Origin of the sequence: Ancylobacter koreensis (assembly GCF_023016525.1) — a bacterium.
In the GTDB taxonomy this organism is placed as follows: Bacteria; Pseudomonadota; Alphaproteobacteria; order Rhizobiales; family Xanthobacteraceae; genus Ancylobacter; species Ancylobacter koreensis.
The window spans coordinates 101,798-125,570 of the sequence record NZ_JALKCG010000004.1 but is presented as its reverse complement, the minus strand read 5'-3'; the positions used below and the strand labels follow the sequence as shown (position 1 = coordinate 125,570).

General features: G+C 67.8%; 22 protein-coding genes. 10 read left to right on the top strand and 12 right to left on the bottom strand.

Annotated elements, in window-relative coordinates; all coding sequences use genetic code 11:
* Positions 1-17: 17 nt before the first annotated feature.
* The 3 genes from MWN33_RS12075 to ndk form a co-directional block, all read right to left on the bottom strand.
* Positions 18-761: a TerC family protein gene (locus MWN33_RS12075; protein WP_247201029.1), complete on the bottom strand. Its 744-nt coding sequence runs from the start codon at positions 759-761 to the stop codon at positions 18-20.
* Between the two features lie 164 nt (positions 762-925).
* On the bottom strand, positions 926-1,618 hold the full coding sequence (locus tag MWN33_RS12070; RefSeq protein WP_247201026.1) for a TerC family protein: 693 nt from the start codon (positions 1,616-1,618) through the stop codon (positions 926-928).
* A 363-nt stretch (positions 1,619-1,981) separates the two neighbouring features.
* Positions 1,982-2,404 carry a nucleoside-diphosphate kinase gene (gene ndk / locus MWN33_RS12065; RefSeq protein WP_247201025.1) on the bottom strand — a complete coding sequence of 141 codons (423 nt, stop codon included), beginning with the start codon at positions 2,402-2,404 and terminating at the stop codon, positions 1,982-1,984.
* Between the two features lie 241 nt (positions 2,405-2,645).
* Between ndk and MWN33_RS12060 the strand changes: the two genes are divergently transcribed.
* The 3 genes from MWN33_RS12060 (at position 2,646) to MWN33_RS12050 (ending at position 4,283) form a co-directional block, all read left to right on the top strand.
* The gene (locus MWN33_RS12060; protein WP_247201024.1) at positions 2,646-2,885 is read left to right on the top strand and encodes a hypothetical protein; all 240 of its coding nucleotides are present in this window, start codon (positions 2,646-2,648) and stop codon (positions 2,883-2,885) included.
* 255 nt (positions 2,886-3,140) lie between these two features.
* Positions 3,141-3,359 carry a hypothetical protein gene (locus MWN33_RS12055; RefSeq protein ID WP_247201022.1) on the top strand — a complete coding sequence of 73 codons (219 nt, stop codon included), beginning with the start codon at positions 3,141-3,143 and terminating at the stop codon, positions 3,357-3,359.
* Positions 3,360-3,749: 390 nt separating this feature from the next.
* The gene (locus MWN33_RS12050) at positions 3,750-4,283 is read left to right on the top strand and encodes a DinB family protein (protein WP_247201020.1); all 534 of its coding nucleotides are present in this window, start codon (positions 3,750-3,752) and stop codon (positions 4,281-4,283) included.
* A 26-nt stretch (positions 4,284-4,309) separates the two neighbouring features.
* Here MWN33_RS12050 and MWN33_RS12045 read toward each other — a convergent pair whose 3' ends face one another.
* Positions 4,310-5,128, bottom strand: a complete 819-nt coding sequence (locus MWN33_RS12045) for a cyclase family protein (protein ID WP_247201018.1) — start codon at positions 5,126-5,128, stop codon at positions 4,310-4,312.
* 179 nt (positions 5,129-5,307) lie between these two features.
* Here MWN33_RS12045 and MWN33_RS12040 point away from each other — a divergent pair, with 179 nt between their 5' ends.
* On the top strand, positions 5,308-7,173 hold the full coding sequence (locus tag MWN33_RS12040) for an ABC-F family ATP-binding cassette domain-containing protein (RefSeq protein ID WP_247201017.1): 1,866 nt from the start codon (positions 5,308-5,310) through the stop codon (positions 7,171-7,173).
* Between the two features lie 310 nt (positions 7,174-7,483).
* Here the strand turns inward: MWN33_RS12040 and MWN33_RS12035 are convergent, their stop codons facing one another.
* The 3 genes from MWN33_RS12035 to MWN33_RS12025 form a co-directional block, all read right to left on the bottom strand.
* Positions 7,484-8,782, bottom strand: a complete 1,299-nt coding sequence (locus tag MWN33_RS12035) for a porin (RefSeq protein WP_247201016.1) — start codon at positions 8,780-8,782, stop codon at positions 7,484-7,486.
* A 317-nt stretch (positions 8,783-9,099) separates the two neighbouring features.
* Positions 9,100-9,546 (bottom strand): DNA polymerase III subunit chi, encoded by a 447-nt coding sequence (locus MWN33_RS12030; protein ID WP_247201013.1) that lies wholly within the window; start codon positions 9,544-9,546, stop codon positions 9,100-9,102.
* Positions 9,547-9,675: 129 nt separating this feature from the next.
* Complete coding sequence (locus tag MWN33_RS12025) at positions 9,676-11,184, bottom strand: leucyl aminopeptidase (RefSeq protein ID WP_247201010.1); 1,509 nt, start codon at positions 11,182-11,184, stop codon at positions 9,676-9,678.
* 200 nt (positions 11,185-11,384) lie between these two features.
* On the opposite strand from MWN33_RS12025, the gene lptF reads away from it, so the two are divergent.
* The 6 genes from lptF (at position 11,385) to rsmA (ending at position 19,241) form a co-directional block, all read left to right on the top strand.
* Positions 11,385-12,542, top strand: a complete 1,158-nt coding sequence (lptF, locus tag MWN33_RS12020) for an LPS export ABC transporter permease LptF (protein ID WP_247201005.1) — start codon at positions 11,385-11,387, stop codon at positions 12,540-12,542.
* A 54-nt stretch (positions 12,543-12,596) separates the two neighbouring features.
* A complete protein-coding gene (gene lptG / locus MWN33_RS12015; RefSeq protein ID WP_247201003.1) occupies positions 12,597-13,682 on the top strand; it encodes an LPS export ABC transporter permease LptG in 1,086 nt (361 codons plus the stop codon).
* Entirely contained in the window at positions 13,679-16,198 is a 2,520-nt protein-coding gene (locus MWN33_RS12010; RefSeq protein ID WP_247201002.1) for an LPS-assembly protein LptD, read from the top strand. The genes lptG and MWN33_RS12010 overlap by 4 nt, the downstream gene beginning before the upstream one ends.
* A gap of 102 nt (positions 16,199-16,300) precedes the next feature.
* The gene (locus MWN33_RS12005; protein ID WP_247201001.1) at positions 16,301-17,281 is read left to right on the top strand and encodes a SurA N-terminal domain-containing protein; all 981 of its coding nucleotides are present in this window, start codon (positions 16,301-16,303) and stop codon (positions 17,279-17,281) included.
* 1 nt (position 17,282) lies between these two features.
* Positions 17,283-18,350 (top strand): 4-hydroxythreonine-4-phosphate dehydrogenase PdxA, encoded by a 1,068-nt coding sequence (gene pdxA / locus MWN33_RS12000; protein ID WP_247201000.1) that lies wholly within the window; start codon positions 17,283-17,285, stop codon positions 18,348-18,350.
* Between the two features lie 15 nt (positions 18,351-18,365).
* Positions 18,366-19,241: a 16S rRNA (adenine(1518)-N(6)/adenine(1519)-N(6))-dimethyltransferase RsmA gene (gene rsmA / locus MWN33_RS11995; protein WP_247200999.1), complete on the top strand. Its 876-nt coding sequence runs from the start codon at positions 18,366-18,368 to the stop codon at positions 19,239-19,241.
* On the opposite strand, the gene gmk is transcribed toward rsmA, so the two are convergent.
* The 5 genes from gmk to MWN33_RS11970 form a co-directional block, all read right to left on the bottom strand.
* A complete protein-coding gene (gmk, locus tag MWN33_RS11990) occupies positions 19,214-19,876 on the bottom strand; it encodes a guanylate kinase (protein ID WP_247200996.1) in 663 nt (220 codons plus the stop codon). The genes rsmA and gmk overlap by 28 nt on opposite strands.
* Before the next feature lie 4 nt (positions 19,877-19,880).
* Positions 19,881-20,768, bottom strand: coding sequence for a YicC/YloC family endoribonuclease (locus MWN33_RS11985; protein WP_247200995.1), 888 nt, complete (start codon positions 20,766-20,768; stop codon positions 19,881-19,883).
* 77 nt (positions 20,769-20,845) lie between these two features.
* Complete coding sequence (mltG, locus tag MWN33_RS11980) at positions 20,846-22,021, bottom strand: endolytic transglycosylase MltG (RefSeq protein WP_247200994.1); 1,176 nt, start codon at positions 22,019-22,021, stop codon at positions 20,846-20,848.
* A gap of 126 nt (positions 22,022-22,147) precedes the next feature.
* Positions 22,148-23,410, bottom strand: a complete 1,263-nt coding sequence (fabF, locus tag MWN33_RS11975) for a beta-ketoacyl-ACP synthase II (RefSeq protein ID WP_247200993.1) — start codon at positions 23,408-23,410, stop codon at positions 22,148-22,150.
* A gap of 73 nt (positions 23,411-23,483) precedes the next feature.
* Entirely contained in the window at positions 23,484-23,720 is a 237-nt protein-coding gene (locus MWN33_RS11970; RefSeq protein ID WP_152301733.1) for an acyl carrier protein, read from the bottom strand.
* Positions 23,721-23,773 lie beyond the last annotated feature (53 nt).

Here is a 23,773-nt window from a genome sequence, read left to right as displayed (position 1 = left end):
GGCTGAGGTCGTCGCGCTCAGTGCGCGGCGGCCTCCGCGCGGCGGCTCTTGGCGATCCAGCCGAAAGCCACCACGAAGGCGGCCCCGACCGCCGCCGCGAGGTAGTGGGGCAGCGCCGCCGGCTTCAGGCCGACCGGATCCTCGGGATCCTCGATCTTCTCGACCAGCTCCGGCGCCATGCCCTGCATGGTCTCCAGCACGATCTTGTCGCCGACCAGCATCTCGCCGGCGATCCAGCCGAGCAGCGCCGCGCCGAACCAGATGAGGATCGGGAAGCGCGAGATCAGCTTCAGGATGAGCTGCGAGCCGAAGATGATCAGCGGGATGGTGAGCAGCAGGCCGAAGATGAACAGCTCGGCATGGCCGCGCGCCGCCGCCGCGATGGCGACCACGTTGTCGAGGCTCATCACCGCGTCGGCGATGGCGATGGTGCGCACGGCCTTCCACAGGCTGTCCGCGCCCTCGACGTGATGGGCCTCGCCGCCCTCGTCCAGAACCAGCTTGATGGCGATCCAGAACAGCAGCAGCGCGCCAACCACCTTCAGCAGCGGGACGCCGAGCAGGTAAGACACCGCGAGGGCGAACAGGATGCGCAGGCCGACGGCCGCGCCGGCGCCGAGCAGGATGCCCCATTTGCGCTGCTTCTCCGGCAGCGAACGGCACGCCAGCGCAATGACCACCGCGTTGTCACCGGAGAGCAGCAGGTCGATCCAGATGATCTGGAGCAACGCCACCCAGAAGACAGGGCTCGAAAAGTCCATCGTATCCTCTCTGATCGTCGATATGTCGTTGAGTCGGAGAACCCGCCCCGCCCGGCCGTCACTGGCATACGTTATTAATTAGACCAGAACGCCCCGCTGGAACCGACAGCGCCCGCGACGGATGAGGTCGCGGGCGCCGGCAGGGAGGGAACCCGGTCTGTCCGTCAGCCGTGGGCGGAGTGCGCGGTGCGCCGGCGCGCCAGCACCCAGCCAATCGCCAGCACCAGAGCCGCGCCGGCCGCGGCCGCCACATACTCGTAGTGATGCACGACGGCCTCGCCGAAATACTCCAGCACCTTCACGTCGGACACGAACATCTCGCCGGCCACCCAGCCGAGCAGAGCCGCGCCGGCCCAGACCAGGAAGGGGAAGCGCGCCAGCAGGCCCATGATCAGCGCCGCGCCGGCAATGATCATGGGGATAGAAATGACCAGGCCGATGATGATGAGGGTCCAGTTGCCATCGGCAACGGCGGCGATGGCGACCACGTTGTCGAGGCTCATGACGAGGTCGGCCACGGCGATGGTGCCGACCGCGCGCCACAGATTGTCATGCGCGGCGACGCCGCCTTCCTCGCCCTCGTCCGGCAGGACCAGATCCACGGCAATGTACATCAGCGCCAGCGAGCCGACGATGCGCAGCCACGGCAGGCCGAGCAGCACGGCGATGATGGCGGTGAACACGATACGCATGCCGACCGCGACGCCCGCGCCCAGGATCATGCCCGTGCGGCGCATACGGTCCGGCAGCGACCGGCACGCCATGGCGATGACGACGGCGTTGTCGCCGGAGAGCAGGACGTTGATCCAGATGATCTTGAGAAGTGCCAGCCAGAAGAGCGGCTCAAAGAAATCCATTGTCTTATTCCCTCACCTGCCGTCCGTATGGGGGACGGAGTTTGCATAGGTTTTTTTGGCGTTGGCGCGCCATGCTAAGGTGAGGCAAGAGGAGGTGGCTCCGGCGGGCCCACTCCCGGGCGCTCTTGGCGCGCCATAACGGCATCCCCGCTGCGGGCCACTTCTCCGTGGCCGGACCCCCGCAGCGCCCATGACAGCAACATACATAATAATTCATGAGGTGGCCAACCCCATGACTGCATTTTCATGACTGAATTGTGCTGCGTCTGCACAGCGCCGTGCAGTCGCACAAAAGACAACGCCCCGCCTGGCATACCAGACGGGGCGTGAACTCAGCGGAAAGCGCGCTGGAGACTGTGGCGATCAGCCGACGATCTCGTTGCCCGCGAAGAACTGGGCGATCTCGATCTTGGCGTTGTCGAGGCTGTCGGAGCCGTGCGCCGAATTCTCGCCGACCGAAAGCGCGAATTCCTTGCGGATGGTGCCTTCGGCAGCGTTGGCCGGGTTGGTCGCGCCCATCACTTCGCGATACTTGGCAACGGCGTTCTCGCCCTCCAGCACCTGCACGACGATCGGCTCGGAGATCATGAAGTCCACCAGCTCCCCGAAGAAGGGGCGCTCGCTGTGGACGGCATAGAAGGTCTCGGCCTGGGCGCGGGTGAGCAGAATGCGCTTCTGCGCCACGATGCGCAGGCCCGCCTTCTCGATGGTGGCGTTGATGGCGCCCGTGAGGTTACGCCGGGTGGCGTCGGGCTTGATGATCGAAAAGGTGCGCTCGAGCGCCATGGTTTCGCTTCCTGAACGGTGGGGGCGTTGGGTTCGCACGGCTTATAGCGGCGCCTCCCCATCCCGACAAGATGAGCTGCGCGCGGCGTATGCGACAGGCGCGTTCGACATCTCCGTGCGGCGCGGACCGGGCCGGCGTGCGATGCGGAAATCCGCCCGTTGCGCGCAACCGCCGGCGCTCTCATGTGTTGCTACGTGGAATACCAGACGCAGCGCATACGGATGCAACGTGGACCCCGCGATGAAGAAACGCCCGACACATGGCCTGAAGCAGAGACTGGTCGCGCCGCTCACGCTCATCGCCACCCTCGCCGGGGTGGGCGCGCTGCTGCTGTTCTCGGTGGCCGACGCCACGACCGAACCGGCGCAGGCCGGCGCGCAGGCGGCGGGTTACCGAAGCTGTTTCATGCAGAGCCGGGCCGACTTCACCGGGGATGCGCCACGTATGGTGCGCGAGCGCCGTTGCGTCATCGCGAAGTGAATCGATCACGAATTCATGAACGGCTCTTGGAACTTTTCCTTTGATGCGCACGTTAAAGCAACATTAACGGATTGGGTCGAGGCGGACACGTATGAACGAACGCGTAGTGTTTCGTTCCCCGCGACACGGCGGAAACGCTCGTGACGCAGGCGTCGTGTTTATTGCCTGCGCGTACCGATCCGAAGTCGAGAGCAACGTAATGACGGGTTGAGAACTCCGGTGGTCCGTCCGCCGGGAGGTGGATGGGGTGCTGACATGTTCAAGACGATTGTCATAAGCGCCGTTGCCGCAGCCATGGGCTTCACCGCCCTGTTCGTCGGCGCGGCTTCCGCCACGGGTTACTTCACGCGAGCGACGCCGGTCGCCACGGTGGAAATTCCCGCCGAGCCGGTCGCCGGTGATTGCGTGATGCAGAGCCGCTGGATGAGCGACGCGGGCCGCATGGTCCAGGTCGAGCGCGCGGTCTGCTACTGAGTTTCAAGGTTTCGGGCTCGCGGCATCCCCACTCCCCCAAGCCCCAACGCGAGCCCAAATTGCCCCGGCTCCTCCCCCAGGGAGCCGGGGCTTCCTTTTTCAACTCTGCTTGATGAATATTGGCCAACGGCACGTTCAGTCGCTGTTGGGCCGGCCCGTGCAGGATAGGCGCATTCCGGAAACGGAAACGCGCGGCGCCGGCCGTTCCCGCCGACCCGGCAGGCGCCACACGATGCGGCCCCGGTCCTGCGTGCAGGGTCGGGGCCTTTTCATTGGTGGGCCGGCACTGATCGGCACCATCACGACTGTGAATTTGAAGTCGCCGCTCGGCTGTCGCAGGATCGCCCGGCGCGAACGGGACCGTCCGCGCGCCACGCGCCGAGGCTGCCGATGACCCCCGCCGAACTGTTTCTGCGTCGCTACCGCGACTTCGCCGCCTATAATAGCTGGGCCAATCGCCGCCTCCATGACGCGGCGGCGCGGCTCGACGATGCAGCCTACCGGGCCGAGCGGGGCGCGTTCTTCGGCTCGGTGCACGGGACGCTCAACCACCTTCTGACCACCGACCGCATCTGGATGCGCCGCATCACCGGCACCGGCGAGGCGCCGACGGCGCTCGACACCATATTGTTCGAGGACTGTCCCGCGCTCGCGCAGGCGCGCCGGGAGGAGGACCGCCGCATCGCGGAGGTGGTCGGCGGTCTCGGCGAGGCCGAGCTGGCGGGCGAACTGCACTACCGCAACTCGCGCGGCGATCCCTTCGTGCAGCCTCTGTCGACGGTGCTCGACCATCTGTTCAACCACCAGACCCATCATCGCGGGCAGGCGCACGCGCTGATCAGCGGTTTCCTCGGCAATGACGCCACGCCCTCGCTGGACCTTTTGATGTTCCACCGCGAAACCGGCCTCGCCCGGCCGGACTAAGCCGGCGGACGAAGGCCTGCGTCGCCTCACACCAGCGCCAGCACCCGGCTCGGCCCGCCGCTCGCGCCCTTGATCTTCGGCCCGCCGACGACCAGCGTCGCCCCCTTCGGCGGCAGCGCGCCGAGATTGGCCGCCGCCTCGACGCCCCAGCGGCCCGAACCCAGCCATTTGTAATGGAAGGCGAAGTCCTTCGACGCCCCGTGGTCCAGCGAGAGCGTGTCGACCACGACGCCCGAGGCGCCCTTCCGCGCCAGTACGGCGGCGAGATCGGGATGGAAGCCGGGGAAATGCAGGACGCCCGCCGCGTCCGCGTTGCGGAACCCGTCCGTGCCGAGTTTCTTCTCCCAGCCCGAGTAGAGCGCCAGCGCGACGCCGGCCGGAAGCGGGCCGTTCGCCGCCTCCCAGGCGTCAAGATCCGCGGCGACGAGTTGGTAGTCCGGGTTCGCGGCGGCTTTCGCGGAGACGTCCACCACCGCCAGCGGCACGACCAGCGTCTCGATCGCCAGCGCATCCGCGCTCAGGCCATCCTTCGAGAAGTGGAAGGGCGTGTCGAGATGGGTGCCGGTGTGCTCGTTCACCACCCATTCGTTGAGATTGAAGCCGTCCTTGTCGAAGGTGAAGAGCTTGCGGACCTCAAGCTGCGGCTTGCCGAAGAAGGTTGGGAAGGCGGGATCGAGCACATGGGTGAGGTCCACCACCCGGGTGAAGCTGACCGGCGCGGCGAAGGCGCCGGCCACCGGCGTCGAGGAGAAGGCGGCGACCGCCGCCATGCCCGCCGCGCCCCTGAACAGATTGCGGCGCGAAAGCCGCTGCGTCACCACTTCCTGACATCCCGGAACGCACATGCGGAGCCTCCCCATTTCCTACGGCAATCGATTAGTCTATTGATATAGTGGATATTTATGGACGGGTGTAAAGAGACATTCCGTTGCGCAAGGCGCATGCGGCGCACCGCTGCCCTTCGGCGCCGCCCCGCCCCCATGTCCCCCTTGCCCGCGGCACGTCCGCGCGGCACAAGACGCGCATGATCCTGTTCAATGACATAAGCCTGCGCATCGCCGGACGGCTGCTGATCGACCATGCCACCGCCGCCATTCCGGACGGTGCGCGTGTCGGCATGGTCGGGCGCAACGGCGCCGGCAAGACCACGCTGTTCCGCGCCATCACCGGCGACACGGCGCTGGAGAGCGGCGACATCCGCATTCCCAACGGCGCGCGCATCGGGCAGGTCGCGCAGGAGGCCCCGGCCGGGCCGGAGCGGCTGATCGATGTGGTGCTCGCCGCCGACACCGAGCGCGCGAGCCTGCTGAAGGAGCGCGAGAGCGCCACCGACGCCGGGCGCATTGCCGAGATCGAACTGCGCCTCGTCGACATCGACGCCCATGCCGCGCCGGCGCGGGCCGCCCGCATCCTCTCCGGCCTCGGCTTCGACGAGGCGGCGCAGCAGCGGCCCTGTTCGGAATTCTCCGGCGGATGGCGCATGCGGGTGGCGCTTGCCGCCATCCTGTTCGCCGAGCCGGACCTGCTGCTGCTGGACGAGCCGACCAACTATCTCGACCTCGAAGGCACGCTCTGGCTACAGGACTATCTCGCGCGCTATCCCCGCACCGTGCTGATCGTCAGCCACGACCGCGAACTGCTGAACGAATCCGTCTCCTTCATCCTGCATCTCGACCAGGGCAAGCTCACTCTCTGGCGCGGCGGCTACGATTCCTTCGAGCGGCAGCGGGCGGACAAGCAGGCGGTCGACCAGAAGGCGCGGGCGAAACAGGAAGCCAAACGCAAGCATATGGAGGCCTTCGTCGAGCGCTTCCGCGCCAAGGCGACCAAGGCGCGGCAGGCGCAGTCCCGCCTCAAGGCGCTGGCGCGCATGGCGCCGATCGCCGAGATGGTGGGCGAGGCGGCGGCGGCGATCTCGATCCGCCATCCCGAACGCATCCCCTCCCCGCCGATCCTGACGCTGGACGGGGTGTCCGCCGGCTATGACGGGCGTGCGGTGCTGAAGGGGCTGACGCTGCGCATCGACCATGACGACCGCATCGCCCTGCTCGGCCCGAACGGCAACGGCAAGTCGACCTTCGCCAAGCTGATCTCAGGGCGGCTGGCGCCGCTTTCCGGCAGCATGGTGCGCGCGGCGGGGCTTGAGATTGCCTATCTCGCGCAGCACCAGCTCGACGAACTCGTGGCCGCCGAGACGGTGTACGACCATGTGCGCCGGCTGATGCCCGACGCGCCCGAAGCGAAGGTGCGCTCGCGCGCCGCCGAAATGGGCTTTTCCGGGCCGGCGGCCAACACGACGATCTCCGCACTCTCGGGCGGCGAGAAGGCGCGGCTGCTGCTCGGCCTCGCCGCCTTTCACGGGCCGCATCTGCTCATCCTCGACGAGCCGACCAACCATCTCGACATCGCCGCGCGGCAGGCGCTGACCGAAGCGATCAACGACTTTCCCGGTGCGGTGATCCTGATCAGCCACGACCGCTCGCTGCTCGACGCCAGCGCCGAGCGGCTCTGGTTGGTCGCCGAGGGAACGGTGCGCCCCTATGAGGGAGATCTCGACGAATACCAGAAGCTGGTCGTCGGCCGCACCGCCTCGGCGCAGCGCAAGGAGGCCGGCGGCACGCGCGCGGACGAGCGCCGGCAGGCGGCCGACCGGCGCGCCGAGACCGCGCCGCTGCGCCGCAAGATCAAGGATGCGGAAGCCGCGATGGCGAAGCTGGAGGGCCGCATCGCCGCCTTCGACGCGAAGCTCGCCGACGAGAGCCTCTATGTGAAGCAGCCGGCCGAGGCTCAGCGCCTCGCCCGCGAACGCGCGGAGGCCGCGAGCGCCCTGGCGCGCGTGGAAGAGGAATGGCTGGAGCATTCCGCCGCGCTCGACGCCGCCATGGCCTGAGCGAGCCCAAGCTGGCCGTGACAACCGGCCTGATTGCGGCTGCCGGGCGCTTCCGGCCCAAGGCGAACGCTCGATTCAGGATTTCGCGAGAGCGTAGGCGCGTCGAGGTATGGACTTCGCGCGGACGGCACAGCCGCGGAGCCACGAGGGCCGCAGGGCCCGTGGACGCCCCTGCACATTCCGCGAGCGTCGTTAATCTGCCGGCATCGCCACCCTGTCGCCTTCAGGACAGGCCGCCATAAGGCCGGCCCCAAATGCAAAAAGCCCCGGCACAAGGCCGGGGCTTTCCGTAGAAGGATCTCGGCAGAGATCAGAAGCTGCGCTTCGCCGAGAACATGATGCGGTTCTGATCGGCAGTCGTCGAGGCGGTGTAGAAGTCCTCGAAGGTGGTGCCGCCAGCGTAGTCCCAATCGGCGTTCAGGTAGTCGTACTGCAGGGCAAGGGTCAGGCCCTTGACCGGCTGCCAGCCGATGTTGACGCCGACGTTGTAGCCGCTGAACGAAGCGCTGTCGAAGAAGCCGGTCGAGAAGCTGTCGCTCTCGGTGTAGCTGCCGACCACGCCGGTGAAGACGGTGGGGGTCCAGTAGTGGATGAGGGCGCCACCGATGTACCAGCCGCCGACGGCATCGCCGTAGAAGTCGACGTTCGGCAGGGTGCTGGCGAGGCCGAGATAGCCCGAAGCGCCCTTGGCGTAGGTGCCTTCAACGTACAGGGTGGTGGTCTCAGCGATGTCGAAGCGGACACCGGCGAGAACCGCCCAGCCGTCGTCGCTGCCGGTCACGTACCACGGATCGAGCTCAGCATCACCGCCATACGGGAGGATGCCGTAATCGCCGTTGTTGTGATAGGCGCCCGACACCTTGAACGCGCCCCAGCTGCCTTCGTAGGCAATGTTGGCGACGATGTCCGGAACCTGCTGGCCATCGAGAATGATGTAGTTGTCGATGTTGCTCTCACGGGCATAGGCGTCTTCGAGCGAGATGGTCGCCGAGAAGCCGTTGCCGAAGTCAGCAGTGTACGACACCAGGTTCGGGGTCACGTCCGAGTAGTAGTTACCCGGCTCGATGCCGAGCCAGCCGTCGCCCGCCCAGAAGTCGAACGCCGAAGTGGCCTTACCGAAGGTGAAGCCGGCGAACTGGATGTAGCCGAACTTCAGGTAGGCGTCGTTGATGCTGTTGTCCGAGAACACCAGCCCGGCGTCGCCGGTGTTGGCGTTCTGGCCGAAGCCGTAGGACTCGCCGTACTCGAAGCGGGCTTCGATGTACGAACGCAGCGTGCCGTACTCGGTCTGAGTGCGGGCGTCGAGCTGGATCGCGGCGCGGGTCTGGAAGTAGCTTTCCCCGTCCGGATCAACGGCGCCGGTGTCGAAGCCGTTGAGGCGCTCGGTGAACTTGACGTCGGTGTAGTAGACGTCAGCGGTCACGTAGCCGCCGACCTTCAGGCAGGTATCGGTGCCCGGAATGTAGTAGAAGCCAGCGCCGTAAGCGGAGCAGACCTTCACGTATTCCGCAGCCTTCGCCTTCACAGGCAGATCGGCCGCCGCAGCAGTCCCGACCATGGCAAGCCCGGCAACCGAGCCGAGCAGCACATTCTTGATGACCGTCTTCACTTCATTCTCCCCCAAATTGGACCAATGTTGGGTTTTCGATTGTCAGGACCCGCCGCAGGGCGCGGCATCCACAGCGATACTGTTCGAAACGATCCTGCGGTGCAAAGCGAAAGTGGCCGCAAAGTGCCCCTGAGGGCTATTCCGCAACGATGTGTTGCCATCGAGACACAATTTTCACGAGGTAGCCGGTTAGCGGCGCGGCTGGCGAAGGCCCCAGTGAAAACCTTGGTAAATCAAGCCTTAACGGAACACGCGCCCGATCACGTTCGAGCCTGCGCGGCCTGAAATGTGACCGTGGCTGCCCGCGTCCCGCCCGATCACCGCCGCACCCAGCGCCCGTCCGCCCCCTGCTGCCAGTAGGCCACCTCGTGCCCGCCGGCGCGCGCCGCGCGCCATGCTTCGCGCGCGCGCTCAAGCGCTTCGGAATCGTTGCCGTCGAAGAGGTGAATCACGCGCGTATAGGCGGAAGGGTCGGGAATCGCGGCGCCGTCGATCAGGAATCGCACCGCCGCGCCATTCTGATTCGATTCGGCGGTGGTGAGCAGAATCGGCTGGCGGGCCGGATCGGGCTGGCGATCCGTGCCATGCGGCAGGAAGGCGGCCTCGTCGTAGGTCCACAGGAGCTGGTCGAGCGCCTCGATGCGCTCGGGCGCCCCCGACTGGACGGCGCAGCGCCAGCCGCGCTCCAGGCACTTCTCCAGAAGCTGCGGCAGTGCCGCTTCGAGCGGCCGGCTCTGCAGATGATAGAAGAACACGTCCGTCATCGGTTCTTCCTGCCGTCATCCCGGACGGCCGCAGGCCGAGCCGGGATCGCGTGACGATTCGGGGAACGATCCCGGCCCTGCGGCGTCGCCTCAGGCCGGGATGACGACCCTCCGGGATGCGGACCGCCGTCAGGATTCGTAGTGGCGGGCGACCAGGTTATCGAGCAGGCGCACGCCCCAGCCCGAGCCCCAGCTCCGGTTGAACTCGCTGGCGGGCGAGGACATGCCGGTGCCGGCGATGTCGAGATGCGCCCACGGCACGTCGCCGACGAATCGCTGGATGAACTGCGCGGCGGTGATCGAGCCGCCGAACCGGCCGCCGGTGTTCTTCATGTCGGCGAATTTCGAATCGATCAGCTTGTCGTATTCGGCCGAGAGCGGCAGGCGCCACACCTTCTCGCCGGTGGCGAGGCCCGATTCGGTCAGCCGCTCGGCCAGCGAGTCGCTGTTGGAGAACAGGCCGGCATGCTCGGTGCCCAGCGCCACGATGATGGCGCCGGTCAGCGTGGCGAGGTCGACCATGAACTGCGGCTTGAAGCGCTCCTTGGCGTACCAGAGCACGTCGCCGAGTACGAGGCGGCCCTCGGCGTCGGTGTTGATGATCTCGATGGTCTGGCCGGACATGGAGGTGACGATGTCGCCGGGGCGCTGGGCGTTGCCGTCCGGCATGTTCTCGACGAGACCGATCAGGCCCACGGCGTTGACCTTCGCCTTGCGGCTGGCGAGGGCATGCATGAGGCCGACCACGCAGGCGGCGCCCGCCATGTCACCCTTCATGTCCTCCATGCCGGCGGCCTGCTTGATCGAGATGCCGCCGGTGTCGAACACGACGCCCTTGCCGACGAAGGCGACCGGCGCTTCGCCCGCCTTGCCGCCGTTCCAGCGCATCACCACGACGTAGCTCTGCTGCTCGGAGCCCTGCCCGACGCCGAGCAGCGCACCCATGCCGAGCTTCTTCAGCTCCTTCTCACCGAGAACCTCGACATCGACGCCGACCTTGGCGAGGTCGCCGGCGCGCTTGGCGAACTCGGTGGGGGTGAGCACGTTGGCCGGCTCGTTCACCAGGTCGCGGGCGATCACTACGCCCTCGCCGATGCCCTCGCGCTTCTTCCAGGCGCGCTTGGCCGCCGCGTCGTCCTCTATATAGAGAGTCGCCTTCGGCTTCGGCGTCGCCTCGTCGGGCTTCTTCTTCGTCTTGTAGCGGTCGAAGGAATAGGCGCGCAGGCGCAGGCCGAGCGCGAGTTCAGCCGCCGCCTCGGCGGGAACCTCGCCGCCCGGCAGCGCCAGCACGAGACCAACCTCCTTGGCCGAGGCCGGCAGGCGCCCGAAGATGGAGCCGCCGAGCTTGAGCCAGTCGAATGTCTTCAGCTCCGAGGGCCTGCCCACGCCCACGACGATGAGACGGGCGGCATCGAGCCCGGCCGGCGCGACGATCTCCAGCGCCTTGCCCGACTTGCCGGTGAAGCGGTCCGCCTGCGCGGCGCGGCGCACGAGGTCGCCCGCCGGGGCGAGCAGCGCCTCGACGGCGGGAGCGAAGGCCGGCTCGTCGCCCTCGACCGGCTCGGTGGCGAGGAGCACGACGATCCCTTCCAGGGAGGTCGGGAGCTTGGCGAAACTGATCTTCACGCTATCGGGCATTTTCGCACCTTGATTGGGGCTCGGCGGAGTTCCCTTTCTCTTTAGCCGAAGGAAGGCCGGGCGACGAGACTCAAACGGCCTTGCGGCGGACGCCGCTCCGCCCGATTTGCGCCCGGCGGCGCGGCCAATTATTCATCGTGCGCAGGACGGTCGCGCCGGGGCGGCGGACGTTCGTCAGGGAATGCAGGGAACGCCGCTCGATGAACCGCCTGGACCGCTACGTGTTCCGCTCGGCCGTGACTGCGTTCCTGGGCACGCTGCTCGTGCTGACGGCCATGATCTGGGTCACGCAGGCGCTGCGCGAGCTCGACATCATGACCTCGCAGGGCCAGACCATCCTGGCCTTCATCTTCATCACCAGCCTCGCCCTCCCCGCGCTGATCCTCGGGCTCGCGCCGGCGGCGCTGTTCATGGCGGTCGCCCACACGCTCTTCCGCATGAACAGCGATTCGGAGATCGTGGTCGCCAGTTCGGCCGGCATCTCGACCTGGCGCTTCCTGCGGCCGCTGGTGATTCTGGCGCTGATCGTCGCCGCATGCTGCGCGGCGCTCTCGCTCGAACTCGTGCCGGCAGCGCTGCGCCAGTTTCGCTTCGAGATCTCGCGCGTGCGGGCGGACGTCGTCGCCTTCATCGCCCAACCCGGCCGCTTCACCCCGCTCGCACAGGGCATGGTGTTCAATGTGCGCGAGCGCAACGCCAACGGCGTGCTGGGCGGCATCTTCATCAACGACGCGCGCGACCCGAACCAGATCAACACCTATCTCGCCGAGCGCGGGCAGGTGATCGATTCGCCCGAGGGCACCTTCCTCGTGCTGGAGGAAGGCGCCATCCACAGGCGCACGCCCGGCAAGGCCGACAGCAACGTCGTCGAATTCCAGCGCTACGCCTTCGACCTCTCGCCCTTTACCTCGAATGGCGAGAACACGCTCTACCGGGCGCCCGAGCGCTCCTTCCGCGAATTGCTGAACCCGGACCCCAAGGACCTCATCTACATGCTGGAGGCGGGCCGCTTCCGGGAGGAACTGCACCGGCGGCTGTCGCTGCCGCTCTATGTGCTGGCCTTCTGCAGCATCGCCTGCGCGGCGCTGGCCGAACCGCGCACGACGCGCGAGGGGCGCGGGCTGGCGCTGGCCGCGACCGCCCCTTTCATCATCTTCCTTCAGGTGGTGAGCTTCGGCCTGGTCAATCAGGTGCGCACCTCGCCCGAAGTGGCGCCGCTGGTCTATCTCGTGCCCATCCTCTTCATCATCGGCTCGCTGCTCTCGCTGAGCGGCCGGTTCAAGCCGCGCATGCCGGAGGCGATCCGTCGCCGGCTCGACCAGCTCGCCCAGCGCGTCGTGCGCGCCACTGTCCAGTAGGCCGTCCATGAGCACGAGTACGCGCGTATCCTTTCCCGCCAGCGGAGCCGCCACGTGATCGGCCATACGCTCGGCATCTATTTCGGACGGCGCTTCCTCAGCTCGGTGCTCGGCATCTTCCTGGGCTGCTCGGGCCTGATCATGCTGATCGACCTGCTGGAGCTGTCGCGCCGCGTGGGCGAGCGCGACGTCGATTTCGGCACGCTGATCCTGCTGGTGTTCTACCGCGTGCCCTATTTCACCGAGCAGCTCCTGCCCTTCGCGGTGCTGTTCGGCGCCATCGGCACCTTCCTCACCCTGTCGCGCCGGCTGGAGCTGGTGGTGGCCCGCGCCTCGGGCATCTCCGCCTGGCAGTTCATCGCGCCCGCCTGCCTGCTCGCGGTGCTGCTCGGGGTGTTTTCCACAACCGTCTACAATCCGGTCTCGGCCGACTTCAAGGATCGCGCCAGCCGGCTGGAGGCGGAGATCTTCAACCGGCAGACGGGCCTGTTCGCCTCGACCACCGGCGGCTTCTGGATGCGCCAGCAGAGCATCGACGGACAGGCGATCATCCAGGCCGCGGCGACCAGCGAGGGCGGCCGCGTGCTGACCGGCGTCAACGTGTTTCTGTTCGGCGAGGACGACAAGCTGCTGGAGCGCATAGAGGCGCGCCGGGCCGTGCTCGATGCCGGCGCGTGGCGGCTGGAAAACGCACGGGTCTTAACTCCTGCAATAGGGTTGCAGGAGTACGATACGTACATGCTCGCGACGAATCTCACGCCGAATCAGGTTCAGGACACGCTGCAAAGCGATACCGTTCCGTTCTGGCATCTGCCGGCCGCCATCGAGGCCGCCAAGCGCCTCGGCTTCGGCGTCGAGCGCTATCGGCTGCAGTATCAGAGCCTGCTCGCCCGGCCCATGCTGCTGCTGGCGATGGTGCTCATCGCGGCCTCCGTCAGCCTGCGCGTCTTCCGCTTCGGCGGCATCGGCCAGACGATTCTCGGTGGCGTCGCAGCCGGCTTTCTGCTTTATGTGTCTACCAAGCTCGCCGAAGACCTTGGCGAGGCCGGGATCGTGCATCCCATTATCGCAGCGTGGTTTCCAGCGGTCGTTGGAGCACTGATGGGAGTTCTCATCCTGCTTCACCGGGAGGACGGATGAAGGTCGGCAGCGTGATCGCCGGCCAGGCGGATTCGGTGGGCTCCCGGCGTTCGCGCTGGCTGCACACTTCCGCCTGTCGGAAGCTCTTCGCGGCGACAGCCGCCACGCTGGTTGCGTTCGCTCTGGCGACGGGTGCGCATGCCCAGACGCAGCCGGGCGGTGCCTCCGCCATGGCCGCCGGCATGCTGGAGAAGCGGCAGAGCGACCCGAACGCCAAGATGCTCGTGACCGCCGATGAGCTGGTCTACGACTACACGCGCAACGAGGTCATCGCCGAAGGCAACGTCCAGATCTATTACGACGGCGCCGTGCTTCAGGCGAAGCGCGTGGTCTACGACCAGAAGGGCAGCCGTCTGCGCGCCGAGGGCGGCGTGCGCCTCAAGGACAAGGACGGCACCGTCATCGCCGCCGACAATCTCGACCTGTCGCAGGACTTCGCCGACGGCTTCGTGAATTCGCTGCGCATCGACACCGCCGACGACATGCATTTCGTCGCCGCGCGCGCGGACCGCTCCGGCGGCGACACGACGGTTCTGACCAGCGGCGCCTACACGCCTTGCGAACCCTGTAAGGAAAAGCCGGAGAAGCCGCCGCTGTGGCAGATCCGCGCCGCCAAGATCATCCATAAGGAGAAGGAACAGACGATCTATTTCGAGGACGCTCGCCTTGAGTTCCTCGGCATCCCGATCGCCTGGGCCCCCTATATGGAAGCGCCGGACCCGACCGTGAAGCGCAAGTCCGGCTTCCTCATTCCGCAGTTCGTCAACACGTCCGAGATCGGCTTCGGCGCCACCATTCCGTATTTCTGGAACATCGCGCCCAACATGGACGTGACGTTCTCGCCGATGATCGTCTCCAAGCAGGGCGTGCTGCTCGACGCCGAGTTCCGCCACCGGCTGGAGACCGGCACCTACTCGATCCGGGCCGCCGGCATCATCCAGCAGGACAAGGACGCGTTCATGGGAACGGACGTCTTCGGCCAGCCGGATCCCCTGCCCGGCTATCGCGACCAGCGCGGCATGGTCGAGACCCACGGCCGTTTCAACATCAACCAGAACTGGTACTGGGGTTGGGACGGCTGGCTGATGTCGGACGAGACCTTCCTTCAGGATTACAACCTGATCAGCGCCACCAAGCGCGAGGTCACGTCGCAGGTTTACCTGGTGGGCCAGGGCGACCGCAGCTATTTCGACCTGCGGGCCATGTACTTCACCGGCCTCACCTCCTACGACGTCGAGGCGCAGCAGCCGGTCATCCATCCCGTGCTCGACTACAGCAAGACGCTGGGCGAGACGGTGTTCGGCGGCCAGCTCAGCTACGACGTCAACTTCACCAGCCTGACGCGCGACGAGATCGACCTGCGCGCCACGTCGGCCGCCTATGCCCCGCTCTTCCCGACGCTGTATGACGGCCCGACCAACCAGTGTGACCCTGCCCGGGTCGCGGCGGTGGGCGCCACGCTGCGCGACGCCTGCCTGATGCGGGGCATGGTCGGCAGCTACAGCCGCCTGTCGGGCGTCGTCGACTGGCGCCGGACCTTCATCGACAACGCCGGCCAGATGTGGACACCGTTCTTCAACATGCAGCTCGACGTCGCTTCGGTGCAGGGGCAGCCCGAGGACACGCCGTGGCTCGACGGCGACGACTATCAGCTCTTCCGCGCCATGCCGGCCGTCGGCCTCGAATACCGCTACCCCTTCATCTCCGCGCAGAGCTGGGGCACGCAGACCATCGAGCCGATCGCGCAGGTCATCATCCGCCCGGACGAGACCGACATCGGCAGGTTCCCGAACGAAGACGCACAGAGCCTGATCTTCGACGACACCAACCTGTTCGAGGTCAGCAAATACTCCGGCTACGACCGCGTGGAAGGCGGCGGGCGCGCCAATGTGGGCATCCAGTACACCGCCAACTTCAACAATGGCGGCCAGATCAACGCCCTGTTCGGCCAGTCCTACAAGCTCTTCGGCCAGAACTCCTACGCCTATGAGGACATGGCCAATACGGGCGCCGAATCGGGCCTCGAGACCGATGCGTCCGACTATGTCGCGCGCCTCTACTACCAGCCGACCAAGGATTTCTCGGTCATCAATCGCTTCCGCTTCGACGAGGCCGACTGGTCGGTCGAGCGCTACGAGATCGAGGGCCGCGCGACGCTGAACGAGAAGCTCACCGTCACCGCGCTCTACGGCCTCTACGCCGCCCAGCCCGAGCTCGGCTATTACGACGAGCGCGAGGGCATCCTCGGCCTCGGCACGCTCAAGCTGAACGAGAACTGGAGCGTGCGCGCGGGAGCCCGCTACAATCTGAACCTCGACGAGGTCGACTACACGCTGCTCGGTATCGCCTATGCCGACGAGTGCTTCGGCATCGCGCTCAACTACCGCTCGGACTACACCGAGAGCGGCAATCGCGAGCGCGTCGACACCCTTCTGGTGACGATCTCGCTGAAGACGCTCGGCGAGGCGGGCTTCTCGTCGCAGCTCGGCACGAGCTCCGGTTCGAGCAACGACTGACGGCCGGCGTCGCATTGACGCCACATCGCCCGCTCAGAAGAGCGCGATCCATGGGAAGAAACGGTGCCCGCGCGCAACGGGCCTGAGGAGATGGGGACGGACATGCTCGCAGGGGCTCGGTTTCAGGATGGCTGGCGCATCTGCCGTCATCTGGTCGCCACGCGGGCCGTCGCCGTCGCGCTCTCCGCATTCGCCCTCCTCGGCGCCGTTTGCGCGGTGCCCGCTCCCGCCGCGGCCCAGCAGATTCTCGTCATGGTGCAGGGCCAGCCGATCACCAGCTTCGACGTCGCCCAGCGCATCAAGCTCGCCCAGCTTACCGAGCGCCGCTCGCCGACCCAGAAGCAGGCGCTGGACGAGCTGATCGACGAGCGCCTCAAGATCGTCACCGCCGAGCGGTTCGGCATCACCGCCGACAAGGACGAGATCGACAAGATGTTCGCCCGCATGGGCACCCGCACCGGCCGCACGCCCGAGCAGCTCACCGCCGCGCTGGCGCAGGCCGGCCTCGACGCGCGCATGCTCAAGGAAAAGATGCGCGCCGACTATGTGTGGAACAACTATGTGCGCGGCCGCTATTCCTCCGCCGCCACGGTGCGCGATTCCGACGTGTTCGCCGCGCTGGAAAGCAAGGGCGAGGACCTCACCCGCGCCCAGCGCACCACGGAATACACCGTCCGTCAGATCGTGCTGGTGGTCTCCCGCACGGCCAGCCCCGGCGAGCGCTCGCAGCGCATCGCCGAGGCGAACAGCCTGCGCAAGGCCTTCACCGACTGCGAGAGCGGCGTCGCCACGGCGCGCGGCGTGCGCGAGACGGTGGTGCGCGATCCCGTCATCCGCACCTCGGCCGATATGAGCGCGCCAGTGCGCAAGGTGATGGACGAGACGCCGATCGGCCAGCTCACCGCCCCCGAAGTCACCCGCGTCGGCGTCGAGATGGTGGCCGTCTGCGCGCGCCGGGAAGTCGTCGGCGAGAGCAGCCAGAAGCGCGAGATTCGCGCCGAGCTGGAGAACAAGCAGTTCGACTCGGTTTCCAAGCGCCTGCTGGACGATGCCCGCAAATCCGTGATGATCCAGTACCGCTGACATGCCTCCCGTCGCTTCCTCCGCCGCGTCCGCGCCCCTCGCCCTGACGATGGGCGAGCCGGCCGGCATCGGCCCCGACATCACCCTGGCGGCGTGGCGAGCGCGCCTTGCCCGCGAGCTGCCGGCCTTCTTCGTCTCCGGCGACGCCGAACTCCTGCGCGTGCGGGCGGCGGAGCTGAAACTTGACGTGCCCGTCGTCGAATGCGCGCCGGAAGATGCGGAGCGCCTCTTCGCGCAGGCGCTGCCCGTGGTCGCCGCCGGCCCCCGCGTCACCGCCGCTCCCCGCCGCCCGGACGCCAGCAGCGCGCCGGCCGCGCGTGCCGCGATCGATGCCGCTGTCGCGCTGGTGCAGGCGGGCCGTGCCGCCGCCGTCGTCACCAACCCGATCTCGAAGGCCGTGCTCTACGCCGCCGGCTTCACTTTTCCCGGCCACACCGAGTATCTCGCCTATCTCTGCGGCGAGCCGGCGCCTCGTCCCGTGATGATGATCTGGTCGCCGGAGCTGGCGGTGGTGCCGGCGACGATCCATGTGCCGCTCGCCGATGTGCCGCGCCTGTTCACGCAGGCGCTGCTGGTCGAGACCGCCCGCATCGTCGACCGCGATCTCCGGCTCCGCTTCGGGCTCGCCGCGCCGCGCCTTGCCATTTGCGGGCTGAACCCGCATGCGGGCGAGGAAGGCACGCTGGGCGAGGAGGACGAGATCGTCACCCGCCCGGCGGTCGAGACGCTGCGGCGTGCCGGCATCGACGCGCGCGGCCCGCTGCCGGCGGACACGCTGTTCCACCCCGCCGCCCGGGCCACCTACGATGCCGCCATCGGCGCCTATCACGACCAGGTGCTGGCGCCGGTGAAGGCGCTGGCCTTCGACCGCGCGGTCAATGTCACGCTGGGCCTACCCTTCGTGCGCACTTCGCCCGACCACGGCACCGCTTTTGACATCGCCGGCACCGGCCGGGCCGATCCGTCGAGCCTGATCGAGGCGCTGCGCCTCGCCCGGCGCCTCGCCGACCGCGACGCCGCCGCGCGCCCGCCGGTCGAAGCGCTGGCGCTCGACGCTCCCCCCGCCTGACCGGAGGGACGCGGCATGAGCATCGACGACCTGCCTCCCCTTCGCGAGGTCATCCGCGAGCACGGGCTGTCCGCGCTCAAGTCGCTCGGCCAGAACTTCCTGCTCGACCTCAATCTCACCTCCAAGATCGCCCGCACCGCCGGGAGGCTCGACGAGGTGACGGTGATCGAGGTCGGCCCCGGACCCGGCGGGCTCACCCGCGCCATCCTCGCGCTGGGGCCGCGCAAGGTGATCGCCATCGAGCGCGACGCGCGCTGCATCGCGGCACTGGCGCAGGTCGCCGCCCATTACCCGGACCGGCTCGACATCATCGAGGGCGACGCGCTGGCGGCTGATTACCGCGCGCTGGTGCCGGAGGGCGGGCGCGCCGCCGTCATCGCCAACCTGCCCTACAATATCGCGACGCCCCTGCTCATCGGCTGGCTTTCGACCGATCCGTGGCCGCCCTGGTTCGAGAGCCTGACGCTGATGTTCCAGCGCGAGGTGGCCGAGCGCATCGTCGCCGCGCCGGGCGAGGACCATTACGGCCGGCTGGCCATCCTCACCGGCTGGCGGGCGCAGGCGCGCATCGCCTTCGACGTGCCGCCTTCCGCCTTCGTGCCACCGCCGAAGGTGACGTCCTCCGTCGTCCACATCGTGCCGCGCCCGGCACCCCTGCCCTGCCCGCTGAAGGCGCTGGAGCGGGTGACGGAAGCGGCCTTCGGCCAGCGCCGCAAGATGCTGCGCCAGAGCCTCAAGAGCCTCGGCGTGGACGTCGGCGAATTGCTGGCGGCCGCCGGCATCGAGCCGACCGAGCGGGCCGAGCGCGTACCGGTGGAGGGCTTCGTCGCGCTCGCCAATGCGTGGCTGGCGCTGCGCGGCGCTCAGTCCGTCAGCGCCGCCAGCTCCTGATCGAGCCGCTCGACAATCGGCGGCAGGCCGAGCTGGCGCTCGCGGCGCAGGCGCTCGGCTGCGAGGATGGCTTCAAGGCTCCGGAAAGTCTCGCCGAGGTCCTCGTTGACCAGCACGTAGTCGTAGTGTTCCCAGTGCGCGATCTCGGTGCGCGCGTTCTTCAGCCGCTTCTCAATCACGCCCGAGGCGTCCTCTGCCCGGCGCTCCAGCCGCGTTTTCAGCTCAGTGGCGGAAGGCGGCAGAATGAACACGCCCACAATGTCGCTGCGCATCTTGTCGTAGAGCTGCAGCGTACCCTGGTAGTCGATATCGAACAGCACGTCCTTGCCGGCAATGAGCGCGCTCTCCACCGCTTCGCGCGGCGTGCCGTAGAAGTTGCCATGCACCTCCGCCGACTCCAGAAGGTCGCCAGCGTCACGTAGCTTCTCAAAGCGCTCGCGCTTGATGAAGTGGTAGTGGATGCCTTCCACCTCACTGGGACGCTTGTCGCGCGTCGTCACCGAGACCGAAAGATGGATCTCCGGGTGCTTCTCCAGAAGCAGGCGCGCGAGGGTGGATTTGCCCGCCCCGGAAGGGGAGGACAGCACGAGCATCACCCCGCGACGGAGAACGGAAATCTGGGAAGGGCTGGTCATGCTCTCACTCAATGTTCTGGACCTGCTCGCGGAACTGCTCGACGACGCCCTTCAGCTCCAGCCCGATGGCGGTCAGCGACACGTCGTTGGCCTTGGAGCACAGCGTGTTGGTCTCGCGGTTGAATTCCTGCGCGAGGAAGTCGAGCTTGCGCCCTACCGCCCCGCCCTCGGCCAGCATGGCGCGGGCGGCCGCGACATGGGCGACCAGCCGGTCGAGTTCCTCGCGCACGTCGACCTTGGAGGCGAGCATCAGTGCCTCCTGATGCAGCCGGTCGGGATCGAAATTCGCGCCGGTGTCCATCAGCGTGCGGATCTGCTCGGCGAGCTTGGCGCGGATCGCCTCCGGGCGGCGCGCCGGATTGGCCTCGGCCGCCGCGGTGAGCCGCGCGATGCCGTCCAGACGCTCGCCCAGCACGACCGCGAGGGCAGTTCCCTCTTGCGCGCGCATGGCGGCGAGCGACGCCAGCGCAGCCTCAAAGCCGGCGATCACCGACTGCTCGGCGGCGCGGCGCGCGGCCTCGCTCTCCTCGGCCTCGGAGACTTCCATCACGCCCTTGATGCCGAGCAGGCTTTCCAGCCGCACCGGTGGGGCGTCGAGATCGGTGGCGACCCGGCGCACCGAGGACATGACCGCGCGCAGCACATCCTCGTTGATGCGTACGCTGACCCCGGGGTCGGTGCGGGTGAGCGACAGGTTCGCGTTGACGTTGCCGCGCGAGAGCACGCGCGAGGCTGCCTGCTTGAGGCCGGGCTCCAGCCCTTCCCACCCGGCGGGCAGTCGCAGGCGGACGTCGAGCCCCTTGCCGTTGACCGATTTCAGTTCCCAGGCCCAGCTCCACGCGCCGCTGGTGCCCTGCGTGCGTGCAAAACCCGTCATGCTGGCGAGCGCCATACCATCCCCCGGCCGCGCCCTCGCGGCGGGCGGACCATAATCGCCGCCGCCGCCGGCCTCAAGCCGGTGAAGGGCCCTCAGTCCACCGCCGTCGCGCCGGTGGTGCCCGAGGTGCCGGCCGGCTGGCTCGCGGGGTCGATCTTGCGATCCTTCTCGATCTGGCGCCAGCGCGTGACGTTCTTGTTGTGCTGGTCGAGAGACTCCGCGAAGGCGTGGCCGCCCGAGCCGTCGGCGACGAAGTAGAGCGCCTTGCTCTTGGCCGGATTGGCGGTCGCCTCCAGCGAGGCGCGGCCGGGATTGCCGATCGGCCCCGGCGGCAAAGCGGGGATGGTGTAGGTGTTGAAGGGCGTCGGCGTCGAGATGTCCGTGCGCGTCAGCGGGCGCTCCAGCCGGCCCTTGCCGCGCACCAGCCCGTAAATGATCGTCGGGTCGGACTGCAGCCGCATCTTCTTGTTGAGCCGGTTGACGAAGACCGCCGCGACCTGCGCGCGCTCCTCCGGCACGCCGGTCTCCTTCTCCACGATGGAGGCGAGGATGACGAGTTCGTCCGGCGACTTCAGCGGCAGCTCGGGATCGCGCTTCGCCCAGATCTCCTTCAGCGCGGCGTCCTGCGTGCGGGTCATGCGGCGCAGCAGGTCCTCGCGCGAGGTGCCGCGGGTGATCTTGTAGGTGTCCGGCATCAGGCTGCCCTCGCGCGGCACCTGCCGCACGGAGCCGGCCAGCTCGGCGATCTCCGCCAGCCGCTCGACGATCTGGTCGCTGGTCAGCCCCTCGGGAATGGTGACGGTGTATTCGATCACCTTGCCGGAGACGAGCGTGTCCAGCACCTGCTGGATCGAAGCGCCCTGCGCGAACTCATATTCGCCGGCCTTGAGCTTGCTGGAGGCGCGGGTGCCCATGGCCGCGCCGACGAAGACCCATTTGTCCTCGATGACGCCCTGCCGCACCAGGAGGTCGGCAATGTCCATCACGCCGTACTCGTTCGGCACGATGACCGCCTTGTCCTCGGCGAGCGGGCCGACGGCCTGATAGCGCGACTTGCCGACCCACAAGGCGCCGCCGCCGAGCACGATGGCGACGAGGAGCAGGGTGAAGAAGGCACTGCCGGCGGCGACGAGAGGATGGCGCGCCCAGCGCGAGGGCCGGCGCACCTTCTCCGGCTTGGCGGGCGCGGCAGCCGGCGGTGCGGCGGCCGGCGGCGCGGAAGCGGCGGGATCGGCGCCGGTCGGCGTCGTGGGAGTCTCGTCGGTCATCGGGTGCCTCGCCTGGCGCTCGCGGGCAGCGCAACGCACTGGCAGACTACCCGAAATAATGGCGAAAGCGGGAAACCGGCGGCCCGGCCGGGCCGCGCTTTCCCCTGCGCCGTCATCACGTTGCGGTCAGTTCGCGTAGCGCTTGAAGACCAGCGACGCGTTGGTGCCGCCGAAGCCGAAGGAATTCGACAGCGCATATTCGATCTCGCGCTTGCGCGGCGCGTGCGGCACCAGGTCGATCGGCGTCTCGACGGAGGGATTGTCGAGATTGATCGTCGGCGGAGCGATCTGGTCGCGGATCGCCAGCAGCGAGAAGATCGCCTCCACCGCGCCGGCGGCGCCGAGAAGATGGCCGATGGCCGACTTGGTGGACGACATCGAGGCGCGGGCGGCGTTGTTGCCGAGCAGGCGCTGCACCGCGCCGAGCTCGATCTCGTCCGCCATGGTCGAGGTGCCGTGGGCGTTGATGTAGTCGACCTCCGCCGCCGTGATGCCGGCGCGCTTGAGCGCGGCGGTCATGCAGCGGAAGGCGCCGTCGCCATCCTCGGAGGGGGCGGTGATGTGATAGGCGTCGCCCGTCAGGCCGTAGCCGACGATCTCGCCATAAATCTTGGCGCCGCGCGCCAGCGCGTGCTCCAGCGCCTCGACCACCACCACGCCGGCGCCCTCGCCCATGACGAAGCCGTCGCGGTCCTTGTCATAGGGACGCGAGGCCCTCTCGGGGGTGTCGTTATAGCCCGTCGAAAGCGCGCGGCAGGCGGCGAAGCCGGCAAGCGCGAGGCGGTTGATCGGCGATTCGGTGCCGCCGGCCACCATCACGTCGGCATCGCCGAAGGCGACGAGACGCGCGGCGTCGCCAATGGCGTGCGCGCCGGTCGAGCAGGCCGTCACGACGGCATGATTCGGGCCCTTGAGCCCGTGCTCGATCGAGACATAGCCGCCGGCGAGGTTGATCAGCCGACCGGGAATGAAGAAGGGCGAGACGCGGCGCGGGCCGCGCTCCTGCAGCAGCAGGCTGGTCTCGGCGATGCCGTTGAGGCCGCCGATGCCGGAGCCGATCAGCACGCCGCTGGCGCACTGGTCCTCATAGGAGGTCGGATGCCAGTCGGCATCGTCGAGCGCCTGGCGGGCGGCGGCCATCGCATAGACGATGAACTCGTCGACCTTGCGCTGCTCCTTGGGCTCCATCCACTGGTCGGGATTGTAGGTGCCTTCGGAGCCGTCGCCGCGCGGAATCTGGCAGGCGATCTTGGCGGGCAGGTCCGAGACGTCGAACGTCTCGACGCGGCGGGCGCCGCTCTGACCGTCGAGAAGACGCTTCCAGGTAACGTCGACGCCGCAACCGAGCGGCGTCACCATGCCGAGGCCGGTAACGACGACACGCCTCATCCGATGTCTCCGGGGAACTTCAGACCTGTGGGCGCCGCGACGGGAGGCCCGCCGCAGCGCATGCGAGCAGCCCTCAGGCCGCGTTCTTTTCCAGGAACTTGATCGCGTCGCCGACCGTCAGGATGGTCTCGGCGGCATCGTCCGGAATCTCGACGTTGAAGGCCTCTTCGAAGGCCATGACAAGCTCGACGGTGTCGAGGCTGTCGGCGCCGAGGTCGTCGATGAAGCTGGCATTATCCGTAACCTTCTCGGGCTCCACACCCAGGTGCTCGGCTACGATCTTCTTCACGCGCTCGGCAATATCGCTCATCGGTCCACCCTCGTCCGTATCCGGAGGTTGCTACGTTGTTCCATATGGCCCCC

Excerpts from the sequence above, each read along its gene's own strand:
- gmk (WP_247200996.1), bottom strand. The coding sequence starts at position 19,876 with ATGACCAGCCCTTCCCAGATTTCCGTTCTCCGTCGCGGGGTGATGCTC.
- MWN33_RS12075 (WP_247201029.1), bottom strand. The coding sequence starts at position 761 with ATGGACTTTTCGAGCCCTGTCTTCTGGGTGGCGTTGCTCCAGATCATC.
- MWN33_RS12030 (WP_247201013.1), bottom strand. The coding sequence starts at position 9,546 with ATGACGGACGTGTTCTTCTATCATCTGCAGAGCCGGCCGCTCGAAGCG.
- pdxA (WP_247201000.1), top strand. The coding sequence starts at position 17,283 with ATGCCTCCCGTCGCTTCCTCCGCCGCGTCCGCGCCCCTCGCCCTGACG.
- rsmA (WP_247200999.1), top strand. The coding sequence starts at position 18,366 with ATGAGCATCGACGACCTGCCTCCCCTTCGCGAGGTCATCCGCGAGCAC.
- fabF (WP_247200993.1), bottom strand. The coding sequence starts at position 23,410 with ATGAGGCGTGTCGTCGTTACCGGCCTCGGCATGGTGACGCCGCTCGGT.
- MWN33_RS12070 (WP_247201026.1), bottom strand. The coding sequence starts at position 1,618 with ATGGATTTCTTTGAGCCGCTCTTCTGGCTGGCACTTCTCAAGATCATC.
- MWN33_RS12060 (WP_247201024.1), top strand. The coding sequence starts at position 2,646 with ATGAAGAAACGCCCGACACATGGCCTGAAGCAGAGACTGGTCGCGCCG.
- ndk (WP_247201025.1), bottom strand. The coding sequence starts at position 2,404 with ATGGCGCTCGAGCGCACCTTTTCGATCATCAAGCCCGACGCCACCCGG.
- mltG (WP_247200994.1), bottom strand. The coding sequence starts at position 22,021 with ATGACCGACGAGACTCCCACGACGCCGACCGGCGCCGATCCCGCCGCT.
- MWN33_RS11970 (WP_152301733.1), bottom strand. The coding sequence starts at position 23,720 with ATGAGCGATATTGCCGAGCGCGTGAAGAAGATCGTAGCCGAGCACCTG.
- MWN33_RS12055 (WP_247201022.1), top strand. The coding sequence starts at position 3,141 with ATGTTCAAGACGATTGTCATAAGCGCCGTTGCCGCAGCCATGGGCTTC.
- lptF (WP_247201005.1), top strand. The coding sequence starts at position 11,385 with ATGAACCGCCTGGACCGCTACGTGTTCCGCTCGGCCGTGACTGCGTTC.
- MWN33_RS12050 (WP_247201020.1), top strand. The coding sequence starts at position 3,750 with ATGACCCCCGCCGAACTGTTTCTGCGTCGCTACCGCGACTTCGCCGCC.
- MWN33_RS12025 (WP_247201010.1), bottom strand. The coding sequence starts at position 11,184 with ATGCCCGATAGCGTGAAGATCAGTTTCGCCAAGCTCCCGACCTCCCTG.
- MWN33_RS12005 (WP_247201001.1), top strand. The coding sequence starts at position 16,301 with ATGCTCGCAGGGGCTCGGTTTCAGGATGGCTGGCGCATCTGCCGTCAT.
- MWN33_RS12010 (WP_247201002.1), top strand. The coding sequence starts at position 13,679 with ATGAAGGTCGGCAGCGTGATCGCCGGCCAGGCGGATTCGGTGGGCTCC.
- MWN33_RS12040 (WP_247201017.1), top strand. The coding sequence starts at position 5,308 with ATGATCCTGTTCAATGACATAAGCCTGCGCATCGCCGGACGGCTGCTG.
- MWN33_RS12045 (WP_247201018.1), bottom strand. The coding sequence starts at position 5,128 with ATGTGCGTTCCGGGATGTCAGGAAGTGGTGACGCAGCGGCTTTCGCGC.
- MWN33_RS11985 (WP_247200995.1), bottom strand. The coding sequence starts at position 20,768 with ATGGCGCTCGCCAGCATGACGGGTTTTGCACGCACGCAGGGCACCAGC.